Genomic DNA, 23,697 nt, shown 5'->3' with positions numbered 1-23,697 from the left:
AAAGGGAGGGAACCATGCTGAAAAACCTTGTTGTCGCTGTTTCGCTCGTGGCCGCGACGTGGCTGTGGGGCGGCCGCGTACAAGCCGAAGAGCCGACCAAGCTCAGGATCGCCGGCATTCTTTCGGCGGGCAAGGAAGCACCGTGGGAATCATCCTTCGTGAGTTCCATGGACCGGATCATCGCCGCCAAGCCCCACGGCCTCGACATCGAGGTCAATTATACCGAGAACGTTTACGACAATGCCGAGCAGGTGTTCCGCACCTATGCTGAGACCGGCGACTACGACATCTTGTTCGGCGACACCGCCTATGCAGATGCGATCGAGAAGCTGAAGGACGAATTCCCCGATACGATGTTCGTCATGAGCGGTTCGGGCAATCGCGGACTCGGCGGCAATGCCTATTGGATATTCGTCCACGCGCACGAGCCTGCCTACGTGATGGGGCAACTGGCCGGCAAACTCACGAAGTCGAACGTCATCGGCGCCATCTCCACCTTCCCGGCCGAAGATACCAACGATCAGATCAATGCCTTCTTCACCGGCGCCAAGGAAGCGAACCCAAAGGTGAAACAGAAGATCACCTTCATCCAGTCCTGGTTCGATCCGGCTAAATCGAACGAGGCGACCTCGGCGCAGATCGCCGCCGGCGCGGACATGATCTACCAGATGTCGGGCGCCTTCGAGGTTTGCGAGGAGCGCGGCATAGGCTGCTTCGGCAATTATGTGGACATGTCGAAAGTGGCGCCGAAGTCGATCGTCGCCTCCACCATCGTCAAATGGGATCCGCACATTAATTGGATCATCGATGAATGGTGGAAGGCAAAGACCATGAACGCCAAATTCGACGCGCCGAAGGAACCAAGGTGGTTCAGCTGGCAGCAGGGTTCGGGCGACCTCATCCTCAATCCTGCCTGGGAAGCCAAAATGCCCGATGACGTAAAGGCGCTTGCGGCTGAAACGGCCAAGGCCATCCAAGGCGGCAAGAAGAAAATCGAGCTCAATGTGAACGAGCCGAAATCGGACTGACGCCGGAGGTGGTGCCGGGCCGATCCGAGATGAGCAAGATACCGCGCCTGTCGGTTCGGCACCTGACGAAGCGTTTCGCTGCGCTTGCTGCCAATGACGACGTCTCGCTCGACGTCATGCCCGGAGAATTGCATTGCTTGTTGGGGGAGAATGGCGCAGGCAAGTCGACACTGTCGTCCTGCCTCTACGGGCTCTACCAGCCAGACGCCGGCGAAATTCGGGTGGACGGCAAGACCGTCCAGCTAGGCTCGCCGGGCGAAGCCATCCGCGCCGGCATCGGTATGGTGCACCAGCATTTCGTCTTGGTGCCCAACTTCACTGTGCTGGAGAATGTGGCGGTAGGAACGGGCTCCGGCTGGCGGCTGGGCCGGGCTGAGGCTCTCTCCAGGATCGAGACGATCTGCTCCACCTACGGCATCTCGCTCAACCCACACCGGCACGTCGGCGACCTTTCCGTCGGCGAACAGCAATGGGTCGAGATCGTCAAGGCGCTCTACACTGGCGCCAGACTGCTTATCCTCGACGAACCGACGGCGGTGCTGACGCCCGAGGAATCGCGCCGCCTGTTTGCGATCGTGCGGCGGCTCACCAGTGAAGATCTGTCGGTCGTGCTGATCAGCCATAAGATGTCGGAAGTGATGCAATCCGACCGGGTCAGCGTGCTGCGCAAGGGCAGACTGGTCGGAACGGTCATAACCTCGAACGTCAGCCGCGACCAACTCACCACCATGATGGTCGGCCGCTCCGTTGCGGCGCCGGCGCGCGCCGCAGATGCGAAAGCGACCGGCGAGACGGTGCTTTCGGTGCGTGGGCTCACGCACCTGCGCGATGGAAGGCCCGTGCTGGACAACGCATCGCTCGACATCGCAGCCGGCGAGATCGTCGGCATCGCCGGCGTTTCCGGGAATGGCCAAGACGAGCTGTTCGAGTGCCTCGCAGGCCTCGCCGCGCCCGACGGCGGCACGGTCTTGCTCGATGGCGAAACTCTGCAGGCGTACTCACCGGCGACGGTTGCTGCGAAAGGCATTGGCTACGTGCCCAGCGACCGCTTCCGCGACGGGCTCGTTGCCGATCTCGATATCGGCGAGAATCTTGTCCTTGGCCAACAATGGCAAACGCGCTGGCGCAATGGGCCATTCATCGACACCGCGGCGCTCGACGCAAATGCGCGCATGGTCATCGCTGCCTATTCGATTGCCGCAACCGGGCCGTCGTCACCCTCTCGCAAATTGTCTGGCGGCAACGCGCAGAAGGTCATCCTCGCCCGCGAGTTCGCCAAAGCGAAGCGGCTTCTGCTGTGCAACCAGCCGACGCGCGGACTCGATGTCGGCGCCATCGAATTCGTTTACCGACAACTCCTGCACAAGCGCGACGAAGGCTGCGCCATCCTGCTTGCGAGCGAGGAACTGGAGGATCTTTTCGCTCTCAGCCGTCGTATATGTGTGATGTTTCGCGGCCGCATCCTTGCGGTGCTCGATACGGAAAAAACCACCTATGACGAAATCGGCAGCCTGATGGCCGGCCATGGGAGCGAGGCTGCGGCGTGACCGATTTCAATCTCGTGGAGTGGCGCCTCGAGCGCCGGCTGGAACCGCGGCCGACCGCGCGCATTGTTGCACTTGCTTTGGCGGCGATCGCGGCGGTTTTGGTTTGCAGTCTGCTTTTCGCCGCCGCGGGCGCCAGCCCGGGTGCCGCCTTCACGGCTCTCCTGAAAGGCAGCTTTGGCTCGTTGCGCGCCGCCGGCGAAACGCTGGTCAAGGCAACGCCCCTGATCTTCACCGGTCTTGCCGCCTGTGTCGCCTTCCGCGCGCGTATCTGGAACATTGGCGCCGAAGGCCAGGTTTTTGCCGGCGCCATGTTCGCTTATTGGGCGCAGCACAATCTCACCGGATTTTCGCCTTTCATCCAAATTCCTGTGGTTATAATCGGTGGCATTGTCGGCGGCGCACTCTATGCCGGCCTTGCGGGCGTGCTGAAGACCCGCTTCTCGGTCGATGAGGTGATCTCGACCGTCATGCTCAACTACATCATCGTCTATGTCCTTTCGCTGCTGCTGCTGCGCGGCCCATGGAGCGAGGCGGGCGCCTTCTTCGAACAGACGCCGAAGGTCGATCCGGGCTCGGTGCTTCCGTTGCTGTTTTCCGGTTCACGCCTGCATTCCGGCTTCCTGCTGGCGATTGTGGCGGCTGGCTTGGTTCACATGCTGTTGACGCGCACACCGCTGGGCTATGAGATCAAGGCTGCCGGGTCCAACATGCGCGCGCTCGATGTACAGGGCACCAATACTCGAAGGCTGGTCATAGTTGTGCTTCTGGTTTCCGGCGCGCTTGCGGGGCTCGCGGGGATCACGGAAGTCTACGGCGTCCATTACCGCCTGAAGGCAGGCGTAATAGCAGGTTACGGCTACAGCGGCATCATCGTGGCCATCCTCGGCCAATTGCATCCGCTTGGCGTCGTCGTTGCCTCGGTGCTGTTCGGAGCGTTGCTCAACGGCGCTACGCTCATGCAGATCAAGACCGGCGTGCCCTCGGCGCTGATATACGCCATCCAGGCGATCCTGCTTTTGTTCTTCCTAGCTGGCTGGGCAGCGTGCAATTTCCGCCTGCGGAGGGTCGGCCGTGCTTGACGCACTCTTTCAAACCTCAATCCTGGTCAGTGTGGCGGCGGCCACCATCCGCATCAGCACCCCGCTCCTGCTCGCCGCACTTGGCGAACTTATCGCCGAGCGCAGCGGCGTCTACAATATGGGTCTTGAGGGCATGATGCTGATGGGAGCCTTCACCGGCTATCTCGCCGCCTATGAAAGCGGGTCGTTATGGCTGGGCGTCCTCGCTGCCGGATTTACCGGCGCGCTGATGGCTCTCGTCTTTGCCGTGCTGGTGATCACGCTGAAAGTAGAGCAGATCGTCACCGGTCTTGCCGTCAACCTGCTCGGCGCCGGCCTTTCCACATACTGGTTGCGTTCCGCTTTCGCTGGCGACGGCAAGACGCCGACCATCCCTTTCTTCGCCGATGTGCCGGTGCCAGGGCTGAGCGATGTTCCCGTGCTGGGCCCCATCCTGTTTGACCAGCGGGTGCTGACCTACATAGCCTTTCTGATGGTGCCGGCGGTATGGCTCTTCCTGTTCCGGACGCGTTATGGACTGATCGTGCGCTGCGCCGGCGACAATCCCAAGGCCCTCGATGTTAAGGGGGTAAAGGTCGCGCCGGTGCAATATGCCGCCGTGCTCTTCGGCGGCCTGATGGCGGGCGTTGCCGGCGCGTTTCTCTCCGTCGGCCAGGCGGCGCGTTTCGTGCCGGACATGACCAACGGGCGCGGCTGGCTGGCCATCATCATCGTCATCGCCGGCCTATGGCGCCCCTACCCGATTTTCGTGGCGGCTCTGGTGTTCTCCTTCCTCGACGCGCTGCAATTGCAAATCCAGGGCGTCGGTATCGCCATTCCCTACCAATATATGTTGATGATGCCTTATGTTGCGGCGATCGTTGCGTTGATGATCCGTCGCTCGCGGACCAGCGCACCGGCTATGCTGGGCGTGCCGTACAGGCGGGAATAGGGTGGTCGGTTTTCATTCTGCTGCTGTAAGGCTGCCTGTACGTAGCTGCCATGCGGCATGGCTCAACCCGTGACCGCGGCAGCAAGCTTCCAGCAAGATCGACCGCTTTGGCGAAGCCGGTATTGTAGCCCAACCCGCCCAGGTAGGGAGACCTGACCGTCAGTCACGGGACGTCACAGGGCAAGCAATTTGCCGCCCTGGAAATCTGGATCGTTGGAACTCGACTATCCCGCTGGTGGTTAGCCAGAAGGCTGCATAAGCCTCGCTCAGGAACGCCAGCCACCACTGCCGAAGTGACCTGAACTACGGAGCGTCGCCAGCAGGATGTTGGCTGCTCCGCGTTGATCAATCTTCGCTTGCTCACCAAGCGGAGACGCATTCCAGGCAGCCAGTTCTGACACCAAAAGAGCGGTATCCCCGTCTACCGATGCGCATCTAAGTTGTCCGTTCTTCCCCATCACGATTATAGCTGTACCTATCACGCCATATCCAATCGCAGCTATCCGCTGAACCCAGGTATCGCCGTCAACGCGGACATCGAACAGAACCGACCCTTCGGTTTTTTCCGCAGCGTCCGCCACACGATCACAGAACGGTCGATTGAGGCCTTCGATGTTGCCGAGTGACTGCTCAAACAAGGCCAATTCGACATGCTCTGCCACCATAGCTGTGAGAGTGCGCGCTAGCTGGCCCAATCAGCAAGACACCAGGACCATTATCCACAGCAGCCACAGCTGGTCCCCTTTTTGCCTACTTAATGCCCCCCGTCGGACCGCGAGCCGGGCAACGGCCTCTATGGCTTGGTCGACCTCGTCCGTCGTGGTGTAGTGTGACAGACCCAGCCGGGCGACGCCGCCTTTTTTCGCGCAGTCCAAGCCTGCCGGAGGCTTCATGGCATAGAGTCGCCGGCCCAGCCGAAGATGTTTTTCCTCAGCCAGCGCGGCCGCGTTTTCCAGCGGCGAGCGATTGGCCAGCGGCGAGGTGCCTGTTGAGCGGCAGATTCAGGGCCCTGATATCTGCGCACGCGGCACATCTTGCCCACCCCGGTTGATCGCCTAAATGTTTGGTCCCGGCATTTGCTGGAGCGGATTGAGTCTGAAGCGTTCCGGCTGTGACGCCCACGCCTTGCAGATGAACTCGTAGCGATCCTTCCGCAGTCAGCCTCCGGTTCAGCGGTCAGCTTCACTCCAATTTCTTCAAGCGATTGCGGGCCTCATCTATTCTCGGCACTACAATTGTCAGCCTACTGAATCCAGCATTCTCTTTATCACGGAAAATTTGAAGGTTCGCGCCTGCGACGCCACGCCATATGGATCAACCCCGGCATGGGACGGTCATCAGGCCCCGGGTCGAACAGGTGAGTATAGAACTTCTCTCCACCGCTCATGCTTGGATGTTGCGAGTGCGTCGAAAATTCCTTGGATTTCCGTTGTGCGCGTCCTTCCAAGTCACCAGCATCTGCAATTAGAGAACGTTTGGCTTCGTTCCAAGATGGTTCCCGGGCGGCAGCGCAAAGTCCGCTCGGCGTGCACACCATATGTGTCTCAGCTCGGCCCTTTTTTACTTTGCGTTGGATTCAAGGTGAAATTAGGGGCCGCAAGCGAGAGGTCGGCTTTCGGCATCAAGCGGGCTAAGCAGTCATTCAACTCCTGGCCTCAAGCAGCTCATGCACGCTCCACTTGACGGTGCGTGCCGCCCCAGCCGATGTCGGGTTTATCTATGTCGACGGCGAGACATGCCTTTGACCACGCTTATTGGGGGCGCCGACTGGCGAGCCGCTTCGCCATCATTAGCGATGGAACGGAAAAGAAACCATTCTGCATAAGACTGCTGCTTTTCGACGCACCTTTTCGAAACGTCGGAACGAGCGCTTTTCGCGCAGGCCTCGATGCCCCCATAGGTGAACCGGTTCCATGACGAGTCTGACAATACGCCACCGCATCCTCGTCAGTTTCGCTGCCGTTCTGGTGGTTATGTCCGTGATCGCCGTTATCGCGTACGCCTGGTTTCTTCAGGCGGAGCGGGAGGCAACTGAGGTCGAGAAGGGCATCCTTCCAGACCTCTATCACAGCACCGAGATCATGATGGGGCAGATGAAGGCACATAGCCTGCTTCAGGAATATGCCCTCCAGGACAACCCGTCGGATAAAAGCACGCTTGAAAGCACGATCGCGACCAATCGCGACCAAGTGCGGCGGTTGATGGACGAGTATGAAGCAACGATCGTCTCCGACATCGACAAGCAGAATTACGCAGTCGTCAAAGAACTCGCCAACCAATTTCGGCTGGCGGAAACTGCTGTGCTGGACACGAGCCGAGCTGCCTTGTCGAAAGGTGAAACTCCCAATGAAAGCCCGGTCATCAAGAACACGGTAGAGCCGATCTTTGTGAAATTGCAGTCCGCTCTGCAAGCCATGCTCGAGGATCACAGAGGCGAGGCAAACAGCGCGACGCAGCGAATCAGCTCAATCGTTAGCACGGCGGAAGTCGGTTTGAGCGTGGGCTTGTTGATAGCCCTCGGACTAGCCCTTCTTTTGGGTTACCAGCTGTTCCGCGCTATCACAGCTCCGCTCACACGTTTGGTCGACGCAGTTCAAATGATACGGCAAGGCGACTTCAGCGAACGCCTCGATCTGAGGCGCCGGGACGAATTCAGCGTGCTTGCCGACGGCTTCAACGCAATGGCAGACGATCTCACAACTCTCATTGGTCAGGTACAAAGGTCCAGCATACAGGTCGGCACGTCGATAACTGAGATTGCTGCAACCTCCAAGCAGCAGCAGGCAACAGCGACTGAAATCGCCGCGACCACAACTGAGATCCGCGCGACAGCCAAGGAAATTTCCGCCACTTCAAACGAGCTGGTTCGCACGATGAACGAGGTCTCGACAGTTGCCGAGCAAACGGCGGCCGTCGCCGGCGGAGGGCAAGAGGGGCTGACCCGTATGGAAGGAACCATGCAGCAGGTCATGGACGCGGCGGGTGCGATCAATTCCAAACTCGCGATCCTGAGCGAGAAAGCTGGCAGCATCAATCAGGTGGTGACGACCATCACCAAAGTGGCCGATCAGACGAACCTGTTGTCGCTCAACGCTTCCATCGAGGCTGAGAAGGCCGGGCAATATGGCCGGGGCTTTGCAGTGGTGGCGACAGAGATCCGAAGGCTTGCGGACCAGACGGCCGTCTCCACTTACGATATCGAGCAGATGGTCAAAGACATCCAGTCGGCAGTCGCTGCCGGTGTGATGGGCATGGACAAGTTTTCCGAGCAGGTCCGCCGGGGCATGCACGAAATCCAGCAGGTCGGCGGTCAACTCTTCGAGATCATCCAGCAGGTCCAAGGGCTGGTGCCACGTTTCGAAGTCGCCAATGAAGGCATGCAAGCACAGGCGATCGGCGCGGGACAGATAAGCGACACGCTAACCCAGCTAAGCGAGGCAGCTCAGCAAACAGTCGAGTCCCTTCAGCAATCGACGCTCGCGATCGACGAGCTCAATCAAGTCTCAGGCAGCATGCGAAGCAGCATTTCAAGGTTCAAGCTGAGAGCACAGTGAACTGGCAGTAGGAGGTGATAATGTTATTCCTCGCCTTCAGTATGGGTTCGGATCGCTACTTGATCGATGTCCACCAAATTGAAGAGGTGCTGCCCTATATCGATGTGAAAGTTCTGCCGGGTGCGCCAACCGGTGTGGTGGGCCTGGTCAATTATAACGGAATACCCATTCCCCTGATCGATGTTACTCTTCTCGCGCTTGGCCGGCCATCGGAGCGCCTATTGAGCACCCGGATCGTTGTTACGCGCTACCCGGCGCGAGATGGCGAGCAACGCCTGCTTGGGTTGGTCGCGGAACGGGTGACGGATACGGTCGAGCGAGACCCTGCCGACTTCGCGCCGTTCGGCCTCGAGCCAGAAACGCCGTCTTATCTTGGTCCGGTGGCTTCGGATGGCACGGAGATCATTCAGTGGGTCAAAGCGGAAGCGCTGCTTTCGGAAGAGATTCGTACCGCATTGCTCCGCCAGGCCGCGATGAGTGTTTAATGACCGGCGCAATAGAAAAGCTCCTGATGGAAACCATTGGACTGGACAGTGCCAGCGTTGGCCCGACAGTGGTCCGTCAGGCGGTCAGAGACCGGATGGCAGCGTGCCGGATTGCCAATCCTCAGGCCTATAGGGAACACTTGACCGGTTCCCCGCAGGAGCTGCAGGAGCTGATCAATGCGGTGGTGATCCCGGAGACTTGGTTCTTTCGCGACCGAGAAGCGTTCACGATGTTGGCGCGGCATGCGCGCGTGCACAAGCGTGCTCAGCCGACAAAAGTCTTGAGCCTGCCATGTTCAACCGGTGAAGAGGCCTATTCGGTCGCAATGGCCATGTTCGATGCCGGCTTTGAAGCGCACGAGTTCAACATCGATGCGGTGGACGTCAGTACCCGCAATATCGCGTTGGCTGAACGTGCCGTCTACGGGCGCAATTCCTTTCGCGGCAGCTATCTCGAATTCAGGGACCGCTATTTCGAAGCGGTCGAGGGTGGGTTGCGGCCCAGTGCTGCGGTGCTGAAACAGGTTCGCTTCAGGGTCGGCAACCTATTCGGTACTCGCGCAATTTTTGGGCAAGAGGTCTATGACATCCTACTCTGTCGGAATTTGCTGATCTATTTCAATCGCGAACTGCAGGATCGCGCATTGACCCGCCTGAAAGATCTCTTGGCCACGGACGGACTTCTTCTGGTCGGTCCCGCGGAAGCAGCACTTCCAAGGCTGCATGGCTTTATTTCCGCTGAATGGCCCTTGGCCTTTGCCTTCCTGGAATCGGAGCCCATCAAGGCCGCGGCGCCGACAACTGCTATCCCGGTGCGGACATCAACCCCGAAGCTCAACAAGAGCAAGCCCGTTCTTCCGCCACGACTGACCGTCGGCAAGGAAAACAGTGCGCCGGCCCTGGCCAAGCCCGTTGATCAGGTCTCGGAAAGCCTAGTCGCGGTTGAACGGATCGCCAATGCGGGTCGGGTAAAGGAGGCACAGGAGGTCGCCCTCGCCCATCTCGAGAAATTCGGTCCTTCCGCGCAAATCTTCTACCTGCTGGGCCTCGTTCAGGATGCGGATGGCGCTGCATCCAAGGCCGCGCAAAGCTATCGCAAGGCACTCTATCTCGCGCCAAATCATCGAGAGGCTCTGGTCCACCTGGCTTTGCTGCTTCGCAAGCAAGGCGACCACAGCGGCGCCGAGGCGCTGGCCGGAAGGCTGGTCCGGGTCCAGAAAAGGAGCGGCACCTGATGCCGGCTTCGACAAGGATCGCTCTGCCAGTGGAGCAGATTGAAATCGACGACTGCTGGCGGCGGATAGGCGTTCGGGGTGACAAGTCCTGTCCCCAACTGGAGCAGCATCTCCACTGCCGGAATTGCCCGACCTATAGGAAGATTGCACGGCGCCTCCTTGATCGTGCGGCGCCCTCGGCATATCGCGGCGAATGGCCTGATGACGCTGGTCGTGCAGCGGTCGTTTCGGCGGACGATGAAGCGCCGCAGACGGCCGTTCTCTTCCGGTTGGGGCACGAATGGCTGGCGCTTCCAGCTGGCATTTTTCATGAAGTGGCTGAATCCCGTCCCGTTCATTCCCTTCCACACCGCAGGAATAGTGCAGTGCTCGGCATCGCCAATGTCCGGGGCGAATTGCTGATTTGCCTGTCGCTCGCTGAATTGCTCGGGATCGACGAACCCAAGGAGGAGGAACAAGGCAGACGAGCCAAGATATTTCGCCGCCTCGTCGTGGTGGGCGAGCGGGACAAGCGGGTTGCTTTCACGGTTGATGAGGTCCACGGCTTACATCGCTACCGGGCACGCGACACTCTCGCTGTGCCAGCTACGATCGGCAAGACGCTGTCGGCGGCTACTGTTGCCGTTTTGCCCTGGCGGGAACGGGCTGTTGGCTGTCTCGACCCGGGACAACTGCTCACGATGATGGATCGGAGCATGGCATGACAGATGAGGACTTCAGCCAGGTTTCGATGTTGAGCCTTTTCCAGGCCGAACTGGAGACGCAATCACAGGCTTTGACCTCCGGCCTTCTGGCGCTCGAACGCGATCCTGTCGCCACCGACGCACTGGAAGAATGCATGCGGGCCGCGCATTCGCTGAAAGGAGCAGCCCGCATCATCGATCTGACGCCCGCCGTCAAAGTTGCAAATGCAATGGAAGATTGCTTGGTCGCCGCGCAACGTGGGCATCTGAGGGTACGCAAGGAGCATATAGATGCGCTTCTGCAAGGCTCTGACCTTCTGAAATTGATCGCATCGGGATCATCGAACGAGAGCGTCAACCCGGAAGTCGAAAGCTTTCTGGCGAAGTTCGAGGAACTGTCCCTCCCCGAGCCCGCACCCCAAGATTCGGCAGCTGATTTCGCAACGCCAGAGCATAGCCGAAAGGAGCCGGCGGCAACCTCGTCAGCGAACCCCCTTGTCGAGCCGAAAGCTCAAGCCCGAGGGAGCATCGGCTCAGATAGAATGGTTCGGGTGACGGCAGAAAGCCTGAACCGATTGCTCGGTTTGGCCGGCGAGTCGCTGATGGAAGCTCGGCGGCTCAGGCCATTCGCTGACGGGCTGCTGCGGCTGAAGCACCTTCAATCAGACATCGCAAGTGCGTTCGACAATCTTGATGCAGTGCTGCTGCCGGTCGCAAAAGATGCGGCTGTGGTGGAAGCGCTGGTTGAAACGCAGCGAAAGCTTCGGTTGAGCCAAGCCTTCTTGGCGGAGCGTCTCGATGAGTTGGATTCAGTCGATCGGAAAGCCACCGATCTTGCCAACCGATTGTACGAGGAGACGTTGGCGAGCCGGATGCGACCTTTTGAAGACGGGGTGAGACACTACGCAAGAACGGTCCGCGACCTCGGTCGTACACTTGGGAAGCGGGTGCGACTGGAGATCGTAGGCGGCTCGACCGGCATCGACCGCGATATCCTCGAGCAGCTGGATGCCCCCTTGGGGCATCTTCTGCGCAACGCGGTAGACCATGGGCTTGAACCGCCTGATGAGCGCCTCGCAACCGGCAAACCCGAAGAGGGACTCATCAGGCTCGAAGCTAGGCACAATGCCGGACTGCTGCAAATAGCCGTGGTGGACGACGGCAGAGGGATCGAGCTCTCGAAGCTGCGCGAGACTGTCGTCGCCCGGCAGTTTGCAACCAGGGAAAGCGCCGACGCGCTCAGCGAAACGGAATTGCTGGCATTCCTTTTTCTGCCCGGCTTTTCGATGAAAGTTGGCCTGTCCGACGTCTCCGGCCGTGGCGTGGGTCTCGATGCAGTGCAGGCGATGACGAAGGAGGTCCGCGGAATCATGAGCGTCTCCTCGGAATTTGGTCGAGGAACCCGGTTTCAACTGCAACTGCCGCTGACGTTGTCAGTCCTGCGCACCTTACTCGTCGAAGTCGATGGGGAGCCCTATGCGTTTCCACTCGCTGCCATCTCCAAGACAATGAAATTGCAGCGGATGGAGATCAACCTCCTGCAGGGCCGCCCGCATTTTCGCTTGAACGATCGACAGATCGGGTTGGTGACAGCGCGCGAGGTGCTGGATCGAGGAGAGTCTGCGTCCGAACCAGAGGAACTCTCGGTCGTCGTGGTGGAAACGGGTCGGGGGGGAGCCTACGGCCTAATCGTCGACCGTTTTCTCGGGGAACGCGAACTGGTGATCAGACCTCTCGATTCCCGGTTTGCCAAGATCAAGGACATCAGCGCAGCGGCCCTGATGGAGGACGGTTCGCCTGTTCTGATCTTCGACGTCGATGATCTGGTTCGATCGGTGGAAAAGCTTGCGTCGTCCAGCGGATTTCGAGCCCTTCGGCGAGCCGCGGGCGGTCCCGGACCGAGCAGACGCAAGCGCGTGCTGGTGATTGACGATTCACTCACGGTTCGCGAACTCCAGCGCAAGATGCTGGGCAATCACGGTTATGACGTCGAAGTGGCAGTCGACGGTATGGACGGGTGGAATGCCGTCCGATCTGGTCCTTTTGATCTCGTCGTCACTGACATAGACATGCCGCGCATGGATGGTATCGAACTGGTGAGCCTGATCAGAAAGGACGCCCATCTCAGGAACACACCCATCATGATCGTTTCATACAAGGATCGGGAAGAAGATCGCTCGCGCGGGCTTGACGCCGGTGCCGACTATTATCTGACCAAGAGTACCTTTCAGGACGAGGCGCTGATCCATGCCGTCGTGGACATGATCGGCGAGGCGACTGAATGAGATCGAAATTGGCGACCAACGAATGAGAATTGGCGTAGTCAACGACATGCCGATGGCGGTTGAACTTCTGCGCCGGCTGGTCATGTCGACCGGCGAACACCAAGTCGCATGGATTGCGACCAATGGGCGTGAGGCGGTCGAGGTCTGCAGACGTGATCTGCCGGATCTGATACTCATGGATCTAGCGATGCCAGAGATGGACGGGGTGGAAGCGACCCGCAGAATCATGGCGGAAACCCCATGTTCAATCTTGCTGGTGACAGCCAGTATCGAAGCCAACGTCGCCGGCGTCTACGAAGCGATGGGGCATGGCGCGCTCGACGCCGTCGATATTCCCTCAGTAGGCATCGAAGGTGATGCGTCCTCGCAATCCGCACGGCTGTTGACCAACAAGATAGCAACGATCGGCAAGCTGATTGGCGATGCGCCGGGCAAGGCAAGAAGGAGGATGTCCCGTGCGGCTGAGCCGACAGCTCGACGGCTAATTGCAATCGGTGCCTCTGCTGGCGGGCCGGCCGCCGTTGCCGCAGTCCTGAGCGCGTTTCCCGTTGATTTCGCCGCCGCCATCGTGCTCGTACAGCATCTCGATGCCCAATTCGTTCCAGGCCTTGCTGATTGGCTCGGCCAGCATACGCCTCTCCCGATCCGTCCAGCGCGGGAAAACGATAGTCCTCAAGCGGGCACCGTTCTCATTGCCAGTTCCGCGAATCATCTGGTTTTCAAGTCAGCTCAGCAACTTGGCTATACGCCTAGCCCCGAGGACAGCGTTTATCGGCCGTCCGTAGATGTGTTCTTCGAAAGTGCCGCGCAATGGTGGCCTGGCTCGGTGATTGGAGTCCTGCTCACAGGCATGGGCAGGGATGGTGCGCACGGGTTGAGACAGCTCCGCGACAAGGGGCATCTCACAATCGCGCAGGATAGAGCAACCAGCGCCGTCTACGGCATGCCGAAGGCCGCCGCCGATGTCGGCGCGGCTGTTGATATTCTTCCTTTGAGTGCGATCGGCTCACGCATAATCGAAGCCCTTTCAGCGCTCCAGGTGAAAGGGTTCGTCCGATGACGCTAGAACCACAGCTGGTCCCACCACTTGCAGATAACTATTCATCCATGGTTCTGCTCATCGATGACCAGATCATGGTTTGCGAGGCGGTCAGGCGCGCTCTAGCCAGCGAGCCTGATATCTCGTTACACTTCTGCACCGACCCATTGAGAGCGATCACGGTCGCCGACGAGGTAAAGCCAACCGTCATCCTGCAGGATCTCGTCATGCCCGGGGTCGATGGGCTGCATCTGGTGCGAGAATACCGGAAGCATGCTTCGACACGCGCGGTACCAGTCATTGTGCTGTCGAGCAAGGAAGACCCAGCCACCAAGGGCGAAGCGTTCGCTGCGGGAGCGAACGATTATCTCGTAAAGCTTCCGGATCGTATCGAGCTGATTGCACGCGTTCGATATCACACGCGGGCCTATCTGGATCACGTCCAGCGAGAAGCTGCATACCGAGCGCTAAGGGAAAGCCAGCGACAGCTGATCAGTGCTAATCTCGAGCTTGAACGTCTGACGCGGATCGATGGCCTGACGGGCCTCGGCAACAGGCGCTATTTTGACGAATATCTGGCGTCTGAATGGAAGCGTGCTTTTCGCGCACAATCCCCATTGTCGCTGTTGATGATCGATGCCGACAACTTCAAACGATACAATGATACCTATGGCCATATGGCCGGCGACGAGGTGCTCAAGCAAATCGCCCGCGTAATCCAGAGCGGTTCCGGCCGTTCCACCGATCTCGCTGCGCGGTACGGAGGCGAAGAGTTCGTCGTCGTGCTGGTCGACACTTTACTGGAACAATCCAGTGCGATCGCAGAGCAGCTCGTCCAGAGCGTGCGGGAGCTGAACATACCCCACGGCTCGGATCGCGTGACCATCAGCGTTGGCGTCGCAACAGCGGTGCCCACCGAGAACGAAACGCCGAAGGATTTCGTCAATGCCGCCGATCTGGCTCTTTTTCGTGCCAAATCGGAAGGACGAAATCGTGTTGCGCTTCAGATGTCCCGCGCTTGACGAGTGGCTAGGCAAACTGTTGGGCCATGCAAGCCGTATTGCCGGTCGTGAGCTCATGGCGGCAGGATGCTACACTTTCGCCAATTGCATGATAGCGGACGTGCTGCGGCCGCCGACCTGTCGGCCTATCCGAATACCGCAGCAGGCTCCAAACATTTGAAAATACGTTGAATGCACCCCGCTCGCCGGCCTTCAAGAAGGTCTATGCCGACCAGCTCGCTCATTCCGCGGTTGGACATCAAAAACTCATCGCCATTGCATTTGGCTGAAGCGGGCGCCGCAGTTCTGCTCTGACAGGAGCGTGGACCGCAAGCAGTTCGTTCCACTCCACCGAGTTTTCTGCTTGAATACCTCTAAAGCCATCCATGGAGGCCCCTTCCATTCTGAATGATCCCTTCGCCCCCTTACGACAGCGTTTCCTGGCTCGGTGCGCCACTCAACTTGCGGAGTTGAGGGCGGCGCGTCAGAGAGGCCCGTCAGTGGGCTCCAACGACACCCTGATTCCCACCGCGCACTCGCTCGCCGGGGCCGCGGGGACATTCGGGTTTGCGGAGATCAGCGCGCGGGCATCGGCGTTGGAGACATTGCTGATCGAGCAGGCGGACGATGGGGCCTCGCACGCCGCACTCGATGCGCTTATCACGGAGATCGAGCGGACGCTGAAGTGACTCAGCAGACGGGGCTCACTTCTTCGCGCCGCCCAGGCCGGTCCTGGTCATCTCACCCCAGCTCTGGTCGGCCCGAAGAAATTGCCACCAGCCCTTCACGCGCCAGAAATTGTTGAGCTGGCGGTAGCCGAAATTCTCGATCACGGCGACCGCCGTCAATACCGCGAGGTCCCTGGCGCGGGGAAAACGCTGCAACTCGGCCTCTTCGAGAACGAGGGAGCATACGCTCACGCAGACGCCATAGGTGAAGATGAGCGAGGTGAAGGCCAGAAGATATTCGGCCGAAAGGACACCGAGCAGCCAGAAGGCGGGGATGAGGATATAGCCCAGCACCTCCGCCACCGGTCCCAGAACGTCGACAATGAAGATGTGGCCGAAGCCGAGAAAGCCGACGCGGCCATAGCGCGGGTTGAAGAGCATGGAGCGGTAGCGGAAGAAGCATTCGAGCGAGCCGCGCTGCCAGCGCGTGCGCTGCCGGGCAAGGACGCTCAGCGATTCCGGCGCCTCGGTCCAGCACACCGGCTCCGGAATGAACTGGATGCGGTATTTGCGCTTTTTATCCCGCATATAGCGGTGCAGCTTGATGACGAGGTCGAGGTCCTCGCCCATCGAACCCTTGGTGAAGCCGCCGACCGCCACCACTTCGGCCCGGCGAAACATGCCAAAAGCGCCGGAGACCAGCATCAGTGTGTTGATGCGGCTCCAGGCAAGCCGCGCCATCAGGAAGGCGCGCAGGTATTCGACCACCTGGAGCAGTGGCAACAGACGGCGTGGCAGACGGACCTCGCGCACCCTGCCTGCCTCGATCCTGGAGCCGTTGGCGATGCGGATCGTGCCGCCGACGGCAATGGTGCGCTCGGGGTCATCGATGAATGGCTGGGCGGCACGCATCAGCGCGTCGGGCTCAAGGATAGAGTCGCCGTCGATGACACAAAAGAGCGGCGCGCGACAGACATTGATGCCGGCGTTCTGGGCGTCGGCCTTGCCGCCGTTCTCCTTGTCGACGACGAACAGCCGCTCGGTCATCGGTGACGAATAGAGGCCGCGGATCGGATTGTGCGCGAGCGCCTCCTCATAGGGCCGATGGAACTTTACCAGGTTGAACGCCTCGATGAGGCGCAGCAAGGTCTCGTCTTTCGAGCCGTCGTTGATGACGATGACCTCGAAATTGGGATATTCGAGCGCCAGCATGGAATGGACGCTCTCGACCACGTTCAAGGCCTCGTTGTAGGCGGGCACCAATAGCGCGATCGGCGGCGCGACATCGCCATAGCGGTGCCAAAGCAGCGCCGAGCGCGCGACCGGTGGGCGCTTGGACAATGCATAGCCGGCGACGATGAGCTGCAGGAGGTATATCGTCGTCTGCGCCAGCCCGGCCCCGATGATGAACCAAGACAAGATGGTGGCGGCAAGAACGATCTCGTCGCTCCAGTCGGCGATCATACGGCTGGTCCCTCGGCAAGAATGAGCGAGGCGGTGCGCTGGCTGCGCGAGACCTCACTGTCGGCAATCTGGCGCAGCAACCGCTCTCCCGGCTGGCCGAAGGAGCGCAGCGCGTTGGCGGCGGCATAGCGCACGTTCCACACCTCGTCGCCCATCAGCTTGGATAGCGGCCGGCCAAGTTCGGCGAGGCCGAGGCGGCCGGCGGCATCGGCGGCCGCGCTGCGCACCTCCCAGTCGCCTTTTGTCATCGCGGTCGAGAGGATCGCCGGCGCGTCGGCATTTCCGGTGAGGCCGAGCGCCCGCAGTGCCGCCGCGGCAACCTCGGACGAGGCGTCGTCGGCCAAGCGGGCGAAGAGATCGGCGAAGCGGAAGCCGCCGGCGCGGGCCAATGCGTCGATCGCGGCCGCCCTTATGAAGGGCACGGCGTCGGCGCGCGCGACATGGTCCGCCAGTTCCTCCAGGCGCGCGTGCGGAAAGCGCCTGAACAGCTCGATCAGGCGTCGCGAGCGCTGCCCGGCCACGCCGATCTTGCGCAGCGCAATGCCGAGCGGCGGCAGGCTGTTCAGATCGCAGAGCGCTATGGCGACGGCGATCCTGACCTCGCGCGAGCGGTCGTGGTTGAGCGCGGAAAGCAGGCTTGCCACCGCACCTTCCGAGCGCAGCGCCGCCAGCATCTCGGCCGCATGGATGCGTTCGGCGCCGTTGCCCTTTTCCAGTTGCCTGCCGACAAGGGCCGGCAGGCCACATTCCTTGAAAGCAGCAAGGACATCGTCGTGCTCCTCGCCGCGCAAAAGCGAAATGAACTCGAAGCCGGTATTGATTGCCACGCCTGCCGATACCGAAAGAATGGTCGTTTTCAACACCTCGCGGTCTCGGTTCTCGGTGAAGGCGATCAGCGCAGTCAGAAGCTGACGCCGCTGGTCGGCCGCAGCCTTGCTCCGGCGCTCCTGCAGGACGCGTCTCGCGATCAGGAACAGCATGATCACCAGCGAAAGAGCGCTGAGCAGTATGGAGAGATCCCAGATGTACCACATGGTCAGAACCGCGCGGTCAGGCCGAGACCGAATGTATTCCGGTCGAATCTCGGTCGTTCTTCATGCGCGATGCTGGCGCGCAACGTCAGCGGATCGCTGATGTCCCAGGAAACACCACCAAAGACCGTGCGCGTCGGCACCAGCGTGCCGTCGGAGATTTCGGGAGCGTCGGCATAACCGCCGAACACGTTGAAGTGCGGTGTCGCAGCAAGGTCGACGCGAAGCACATAACCGTCTGCGCCCGTGCCGATATCATCCTGCGCATGAACCCAGCGGGCGGAAAGCCCCAGGCGGCCGTCTAGGATAGAGGTCTGCACCCATGGCGAGATGCTGGTGACATTTGTGTCGGCGAAATTGTCGTAGCGGGCGTCGATGTTGAGCGAAAGCGGGCCGAACGGCTTTGCCGGCGCCATGACCTGCCACGAAGCCCCGGCGCCGATCGAATAGCGCGCGAGGAAATCAGCGTCCGGCGTTGCCGCCGCCAGAGCATAGGCAGAGAACGCCGGCGAGAAGGCCTGGTCGATACGACCTTCGATCTGGACGTCGGTGCGGCCGAAGCGTGTGGCCAGCCGGGTGCGACCGGAAATCGTGGTGCGCGGCGACAGCCGATAGGAAAGGCCAGCCGAACTGTCGGTCCAGTCGCCGAGCCCGCTGGTGAGATCGCTCACCTCGCTGCCGAGGTCGAGCCGCCATTTGCGCGGCGGCGGCACGGCCAGCCTTTGCTCGATATCGAAAGAGCCAGGCTCGACGGCGAGCGCTTGGCTGTAGGCATCCCGCGCGTCCTCCTCTTTACCCTCGGCGCGGCGCACATCGCCGAGCCCGACCAGCGCCTCGGCATTGCGCGGATCGGCCGCAAGCACGCGCTGGAACGACTGCCCGGCCCGCGTGTAATCGGCCTCGAGCAAAGCCACTCTCGCATCCAGCTCGAGCGCCTCGACATTGCCTGGCACTGAGGCCAGCACGCCATCGACCAAGCGGCGGGCGCTCGGCGCGTCGCCCCGCCAGATCGCCAGGCGCACCTTGCCGAGCCGCGCGTCGAGAAGGCCCGGCTTGATCGCAAGCGCGCGGTCGAAGAAAAGCCCCGCCTCGTCGAAGCTTTGGCTGGAGCCGACGACCAGGCCAAGGGCGACGAGGATGTCGGTGTTCTTCGGCGCCAGTCCCAGTGCCCGGCGATAGACTTTCTCCGCCTCGGGCAGCTTTCCCGCCGCTCGCAGGCGTCTGCCCTGCTCCATCAGACCGGCGACGGGATCGGGCCGCCGGCTAGTCGGTTTCTTTGTCGGCGCCGGAACCGCGGGAGACCGTCTCACCTCACTGCCGGCGGCTTGCTTCGCCTTCTGGATATTCGCGATAAGCGTGGCGGCGTCAGCGTTGCCGGGCTCCGCCCGCAGGGCCGTTTCGGCTAGCGGAAGCGCGGCATCCAGATTGCCCGAGCGGAACTCGACCTCAGCCATGCCAAAGCTGGCGTCCCGATAGGTTGGGGCCAAGGACAGGGCGTTGGAAAAAGCGTCGCGCGCTGCCGACAGATTGTCGCGGCCGAGTTCGGCAAAACCGAGTTGCACCAAGGCGTCGGCGTTATCGGGTTTAAGCGCAAGGGCGCGCCGTAAAAACTCCACCGCCTCGTCAAAATGCTGCGCTTGCCTGGCCTTGACGCCGAACTCGTAAAGTTCATCCACCGTCTGCGCCAGCACCGCGCCCTGGGGCGCAGCGATCGCCAGGATCAGACATGCGCCAAGGGCTGCGCACCGGCAGCGCCGCATCAGCGTTTCCCGCTCTTTCGCGCGAGCAGACGCGCCAACCGCGCCAGAAGCTCCTCGGGGATGAATGGCTTCACAAGGTAGTCGTCGGCTCCTTTTTCGAGGGCCGAGACGATGTCCCTTTCGCCCTTGCGGGCGGTCAGCATGACGACCGGGGTTTCGGACAAAGCCGGATCGCCCTTGATGCGGGCAAGGACCTCCAGGCCGTCGGCCTTGGGCATCATCGCGTCGAGCACGATGATGTCCGGCGCCTCATGCTCTGCCTTCGAGAGCGCTTCCGCCCCGTCTACTGCTTTGATGACCTCATATCCCTTTGCCCTGAGCCTGAATTCCATCAGCTCGATCAACAAGGGATCGTCATCGCAAATCAGAACTCTTGCCTTCGCTCCGTTCACCAGCCTTGCTCCGGTTCCGTCGCCCCCCGGAGTGATCCCATGAACCGACATCCGCCAATGCGGTCCATGCAGACAGAAATATTCGTCTCGACTCTCTCATCGACGTCCGCCGATGCCACGCGATTATAGACAACCTGATTCGCTGCGCCTGCACCTCGGCACAATCAGTAGATGAATAAGGCGACATGGTATAGGAGCCCTGAACGGCATCGCACAGTGTGCAGACAAACTGCGCTCGGTGGCCAAGCCATACGTCGGCTCAGGTGCGCGATAGAAGCAATCTTTTGACTTCACCGGCAAGCGCAAGCGGGTCGAAAGGTTTGGCGATCACCCCCACCGCCCCCATAGCCAGATAGCGTTCGACCTCATGCGTCTGGGTGCGCGCGGTGATGAACACCACGGGTATCGACGCCGTCGGCCGGGACTCGGCCAGGCGCCTCAGCGTCTCCGGTCCGTCCAAGTCCGGCATCATCACATCGAGCAGGATGAGGTCGGGCCGCCATTCGGCGGCATCGGCCAGCGCCTGCATGCCCGAAGAACAGGATCGCACCTCGAATTCGGGCTCGAGCTCCAGCGACATCTGGGCGATTTCGCGGATATCGTCCTCGTCGTCTACATAGAGGATCCTTGCGGGCATTAGCATCACTCCTTGGCGTGCGCGGCAGGCCGAGTGCCATTGCGGGACGAAACCAACATGTTCCGTACCAACTTTGCCACATCGATTTCCGACGCTCTGGTCTTGGTCATGATCGCCTGCACCCGATCGCCGAGCTTCTGGTCGAGTTCCGCCGCCGAGAACACGATGACCGCAGTCTCGAGCGGCAGATCGGTCAGGAGGTCGAGGCCCGATCCGTCGGGAAGCGCGATATCCAGGATGACTAGGTCGAAGCGATGGCGGGCGATCGCCTCCTGGGCCTGCTTTAGTGTCTTCGCCGAGGTGATCGAGACGCCCGAACCCAGCCCTTCTGACATCACCGCAAGCACGCCCTCATCGTCTTCGACATGCAGGATTTGTGGCTTCGGCTCGACCCTACGGCCGACGATCTTGGCAAGAGCGGCGTGAAGCCGTTTCGAATCCACCGGCTTCTCCAGCCAGTCGACGATGCCGACGGCGCTGCCGTTCAGCGAGCGCCTGGCCTCGTCGGCGACGGCGGAGATGACGATGACCGCAATGTCGGAATTCACCGGTGATGCCCGTATGTCGTGGAAGAGCTTGATTCCGGATTCCCCCGCCAGCTTGATGTCGAGCGTCAGCGCCACGTAGTCGCGCGAGCTCAGCAGCGCCTTGGCGGTGTCGATATCGGGCGCGACGTCGCTGGCAAAGCCTTCTGCATCGAGAAGTGCTGCGATCACCACAGCAATGTCAGGCTCGTCCTCGCAGATGAGGACACGCAGGCGGCCATCGCGCTTGCGCGCCCGGCGCTCGACCGAAACCGGCTTCTCGGTCTGCCTGTGCGCTTCGGGGAGGTCAATGTGAAACGAGGTTCCCTTGCCTTCCTCGGTTTCGAAGGAGATGCCGCCGCCCAGCTTTTCAGTGATGGCCTTGACGATGCTCAAGCCCAGGCCAGTACCGCCTATCTTGCGAGTGCTGGAGGCGTCCGCCTGCTCGAACTTCCCGAATATGCGACTGCGGAACGCCTCGGGGATGCCAGCGCCCTGGTCCACGACCGAGATGCGCAGCATATCGGGGGCACGACGATGGAGTTTCACCGTGACGATGCCATCAGTGTGCGAGAACTTGATCGCATTCGACAGCAGGTTGGCCATCACCTGATGCAGGCGATCCGGATCTATGTTGGCTTCGGCGCGCGGGGCATCGTCGACCAAGACGATCCTGATTCGGCTGTCGGCCATGTAGTTGGTGCTGGCGGCAATCGCCTGTTCCAGGACCGGGCGGACAGCCATCTGCCTGATCTTGAAGGTGATCACGCCAGATTCGATCTTCTCCATATCAAGGATGTCGTTGATGAGAAGAACCAGCCTTTCACTGTTGGTGTGGGCGATGTTGACGAGATTGGCGGCCTTGGGCGGCAGTTCGCCGGCGACGCCGGCCGCGATCAAACCAAGTGAGCCGCGGATGGAGGTCAGTGGGGTGCGCAATTCGTGGCTGACCGTCGAGATGAAATCGTTCTTCAGCTGGGCATTTCGCTTTTGCTCGGTGATGTCGCGATTGTAGGTGATGACGCCGCTGATCTTGCCGGTCTCGTCGCGGAACGGTGCCTTCAGCGTGTAGAGCCAGCCTTGTCTGCCGTCCGGGAAAACCGCCGGCTGGTCGATGCGCAGCGTCTGCCCGGCTTCCAGAGCGCCCATCTCATCCTGCCGGAAGCGCTCGGCCACGTCCTTAGAGTAGAAATCGAAATCCGTCTTGCCGATAAGCTGTTCGACCGAAGCGGCGCGCATCATTTCGGCAGTGGCGGGATTGGCGGCGATGAACCGGCCGTCGACATCCTTAATGTTCAGGCAATCCGGGAGTTCGCGGACCATGGCCCGGTAGATCATGTTGGACATCGCAAGATCGCGCCGCCGCTGCTGCCGGTCCAGCAGAACGCTTATGAGGACGGTGCTGAGGAAGCGGAACACGAGTGATGGGAGTGTGCTCTGCTGCACCAGGTCGGCAACGACTTGCGAGGGGATGATCAGGAGCGTGATCAGCCCGGCGAAAGCTACCGACACGCCGAGTCCGAATATGTCGAACATGGTGCGAGACCGGGCAGTAACGATGTGGTGCCACGCAATACCGACTATAGCGGTGATGAGGATCCCCACGACACCGACGCTCGCGCCCTGTCCACCGAGATAGATGCGATAGGCAATGGAGCCGGCAGTAGCGATGAACATCGCCGGCCATCCACCGAAGAACGCGGCAGCCGCAATGAAGGCGGCGCGGAGATCGACGACGAAGCCGGAGACGGACAAGCCCGTCGCCATGGAAATGATCGCGCCCATGCACATGACCACGCCAAGAACCAGCGACTGCATCCGCGTCGACAGACGCCCGGTGAAGTCCGCCACAAGATCCCAGGCGACCACGAGGATGGAGACCAGGGCAAGATTGGCGAGGAGTGACTGCCAGAACTCGGTCATGACTTTCCCGCTCCTTTTCCCGATAGATACCGCCAAAACCTATCCGAGGTCTAAAGAAGCTACAGACTCCGGCCCTCTGCCAGTTGAGGCTCGCTGCTCGAAGTCGCGTTGGTGGTTAATCCGCGCGTCGACAGCCCTCTGGCCGAGCCTGCCATAGCCCGGGCGGAACCATCCTCTCCACTCGCGGTTTGGGCAGGCAACCCAAGGGAGACCTTCATGACACAATCGCGCGATTGGTTGATACAATGGCTGAGGGACGCTCACGCTATGGAGGAGCAGGCGGAGACGATGCTCTCCGGGCAACTGTCACGCCTCGAGAGCTATCCGGAGCTCGGCGACCGCATCCGTCAGCATCTCGACGAGACGCGACAGCAGGCCTCACGGCTGAGAACCTGCCTTGACCGGATCGGAGAGGGATCTTCCGCGATGAA

Annotated in this window: 20 protein-coding genes; 13 read left to right on the top strand and 7 right to left on the bottom strand. The window is 60.8% G+C overall.

The window, feature by feature from the left end:
- Positions 1–14 precede the first annotated feature (14 nt).
- From FJ953_RS00105 to FJ953_RS00090, 4 genes are read left to right on the top strand one after another with little or no spacing between them, the layout of a single operon-like run.
- Positions 15–1,028: a BMP family protein gene (locus FJ953_RS00105; RefSeq protein ID WP_140500718.1), complete on the top strand. Its 1,014-nt coding sequence runs from the start codon at positions 15–17 to the stop codon at positions 1,026–1,028.
- A 29-nt stretch (positions 1,029–1,057) separates the two neighbouring features.
- Positions 1,058–2,575, top strand: a complete 1,518-nt coding sequence (locus tag FJ953_RS00100) for an ABC transporter ATP-binding protein (protein WP_140518204.1) — start codon at positions 1,058–1,060, stop codon at positions 2,573–2,575.
- Positions 2,572–3,654, top strand: coding sequence for an ABC transporter permease (locus tag FJ953_RS00095; RefSeq protein WP_224680353.1), 1,083 nt, complete (start codon positions 2,572–2,574; stop codon positions 3,652–3,654). The genes FJ953_RS00100 and FJ953_RS00095 overlap by 4 nt, the downstream gene beginning before the upstream one ends.
- Positions 3,647–4,585, top strand: a complete 939-nt coding sequence (locus tag FJ953_RS00090) for an ABC transporter permease (protein ID WP_140500720.1) — start codon at positions 3,647–3,649, stop codon at positions 4,583–4,585. The genes FJ953_RS00095 and FJ953_RS00090 overlap by 8 nt, the downstream gene beginning before the upstream one ends.
- 266 nt (positions 4,586–4,851) lie before the next feature.
- On the opposite strand, the gene FJ953_RS00085 is transcribed toward FJ953_RS00090, so the two are convergent.
- On the bottom strand, positions 4,852–5,229 hold the full coding sequence (locus tag FJ953_RS00085) for a hypothetical protein (RefSeq protein ID WP_224646940.1): 378 nt from the start codon (positions 5,227–5,229) through the stop codon (positions 4,852–4,854).
- A 1,269-nt stretch (positions 5,230–6,498) separates the two neighbouring features.
- On the opposite strand from FJ953_RS00085, the gene FJ953_RS00075 reads away from it, so the two are divergent.
- The 8 genes from FJ953_RS00075 to FJ953_RS00040 all read left to right on the top strand — a co-directional run bounded on the left by FJ953_RS00075 (position 6,499) and on the right by FJ953_RS00040 (position 15,556).
- On the top strand, positions 6,499–8,139 hold the full coding sequence (locus FJ953_RS00075; protein WP_140581965.1) for a methyl-accepting chemotaxis protein: 1,641 nt from the start codon (positions 6,499–6,501) through the stop codon (positions 8,137–8,139).
- 20 nt (positions 8,140–8,159) lie between these two features.
- Positions 8,160–8,624, top strand: a complete 465-nt coding sequence (locus FJ953_RS00070) for a chemotaxis protein CheW (RefSeq protein WP_140518206.1) — start codon at positions 8,160–8,162, stop codon at positions 8,622–8,624.
- Positions 8,624–9,859, top strand: coding sequence for a protein-glutamate O-methyltransferase CheR (locus FJ953_RS00065; protein ID WP_140500723.1), 1,236 nt, complete (start codon positions 8,624–8,626; stop codon positions 9,857–9,859). Before FJ953_RS00070 ends, FJ953_RS00065 begins: the two co-directional genes overlap by 1 nt.
- Positions 9,859–10,563, top strand: a complete 705-nt coding sequence (locus FJ953_RS00060) for a chemotaxis protein CheW (RefSeq protein ID WP_140622663.1) — start codon at positions 9,859–9,861, stop codon at positions 10,561–10,563. Before FJ953_RS00065 ends, FJ953_RS00060 begins: the two co-directional genes overlap by 1 nt.
- Positions 10,560–12,827 (top strand): hybrid sensor histidine kinase/response regulator, encoded by a 2,268-nt coding sequence (locus tag FJ953_RS00055; RefSeq protein ID WP_140622661.1) that lies wholly within the window; start codon positions 10,560–10,562, stop codon positions 12,825–12,827. The genes FJ953_RS00060 and FJ953_RS00055 overlap by 4 nt, the downstream gene beginning before the upstream one ends.
- A gap of 22 nt (positions 12,828–12,849) precedes the next feature.
- Positions 12,850–13,887 (top strand): chemotaxis response regulator protein-glutamate methylesterase, encoded by a 1,038-nt coding sequence (locus tag FJ953_RS00050; protein WP_140581973.1) that lies wholly within the window; start codon positions 12,850–12,852, stop codon positions 13,885–13,887.
- Positions 13,888–13,934: 47 nt separating this feature from the next.
- Positions 13,935–14,888 carry a PleD family two-component system response regulator gene (locus FJ953_RS00045; RefSeq protein ID WP_281405099.1) on the top strand — a complete coding sequence of 318 codons (954 nt, stop codon included), beginning with the start codon at positions 13,935–13,937 and terminating at the stop codon, positions 14,886–14,888.
- 365 nt (positions 14,889–15,253) lie between these two features.
- A complete protein-coding gene (locus FJ953_RS00040) occupies positions 15,254–15,556 on the top strand; it encodes an Hpt domain-containing protein (protein ID WP_181165450.1) in 303 nt (100 codons plus the stop codon).
- A 15-nt stretch (positions 15,557–15,571) separates the two neighbouring features.
- Here FJ953_RS00040 and FJ953_RS00035 read toward each other — a convergent pair whose 3' ends face one another.
- From FJ953_RS00035 to FJ953_RS00010, 6 genes are all read right to left on the bottom strand, one after another.
- Positions 15,572–16,999: a glycosyltransferase family 2 protein gene (locus FJ953_RS00035; RefSeq protein WP_181171673.1), complete on the bottom strand. Its 1,428-nt coding sequence runs from the start codon at positions 16,997–16,999 to the stop codon at positions 15,572–15,574.
- A complete protein-coding gene (locus FJ953_RS00030; RefSeq protein ID WP_140622659.1) occupies positions 16,996–18,033 on the bottom strand; it encodes a HEAT repeat domain-containing protein in 1,038 nt (345 codons plus the stop codon). Before FJ953_RS00030 ends, FJ953_RS00035 begins: the two co-directional genes overlap by 4 nt.
- A gap of 2 nt (positions 18,034–18,035) precedes the next feature.
- Positions 18,036–19,790: a YaiO family outer membrane beta-barrel protein gene (locus FJ953_RS00025; protein WP_140622657.1), complete on the bottom strand. Its 1,755-nt coding sequence runs from the start codon at positions 19,788–19,790 to the stop codon at positions 18,036–18,038.
- Entirely contained in the window at positions 19,790–20,182 is a 393-nt protein-coding gene (locus FJ953_RS00020; RefSeq protein WP_140500730.1) for a response regulator, read from the bottom strand. The genes FJ953_RS00025 and FJ953_RS00020 overlap by 1 nt, the downstream gene beginning before the upstream one ends.
- 259 nt (positions 20,183–20,441) lie before the next feature.
- Positions 20,442–20,819 (bottom strand): response regulator, encoded by a 378-nt coding sequence (locus FJ953_RS00015; protein WP_140500731.1) that lies wholly within the window; start codon positions 20,817–20,819, stop codon positions 20,442–20,444.
- 5 nt (positions 20,820–20,824) lie between these two features.
- Positions 20,825–23,266, bottom strand: coding sequence for an ATP-binding protein (locus FJ953_RS00010; protein WP_140518215.1), 2,442 nt, complete (start codon positions 23,264–23,266; stop codon positions 20,825–20,827).
- Positions 23,267–23,482: 216 nt separating this feature from the next.
- On the opposite strand from FJ953_RS00010, the gene FJ953_RS00005 reads away from it, so the two are divergent.
- Positions 23,483–23,697 (top strand): DUF892 family protein (locus FJ953_RS00005; protein WP_140622655.1); only part of this gene is annotated, 215 nt, incomplete at its 3' end.

Origin of the sequence: Mesorhizobium sp. B2-3-6, from assembly GCF_006442305.1 — a bacterium.
In the GTDB taxonomy this organism is placed as follows: Bacteria; Pseudomonadota; Alphaproteobacteria; order Rhizobiales; family Rhizobiaceae; genus Mesorhizobium.
This window is presented reverse-complemented; position numbering and strand designations above follow the sequence as displayed.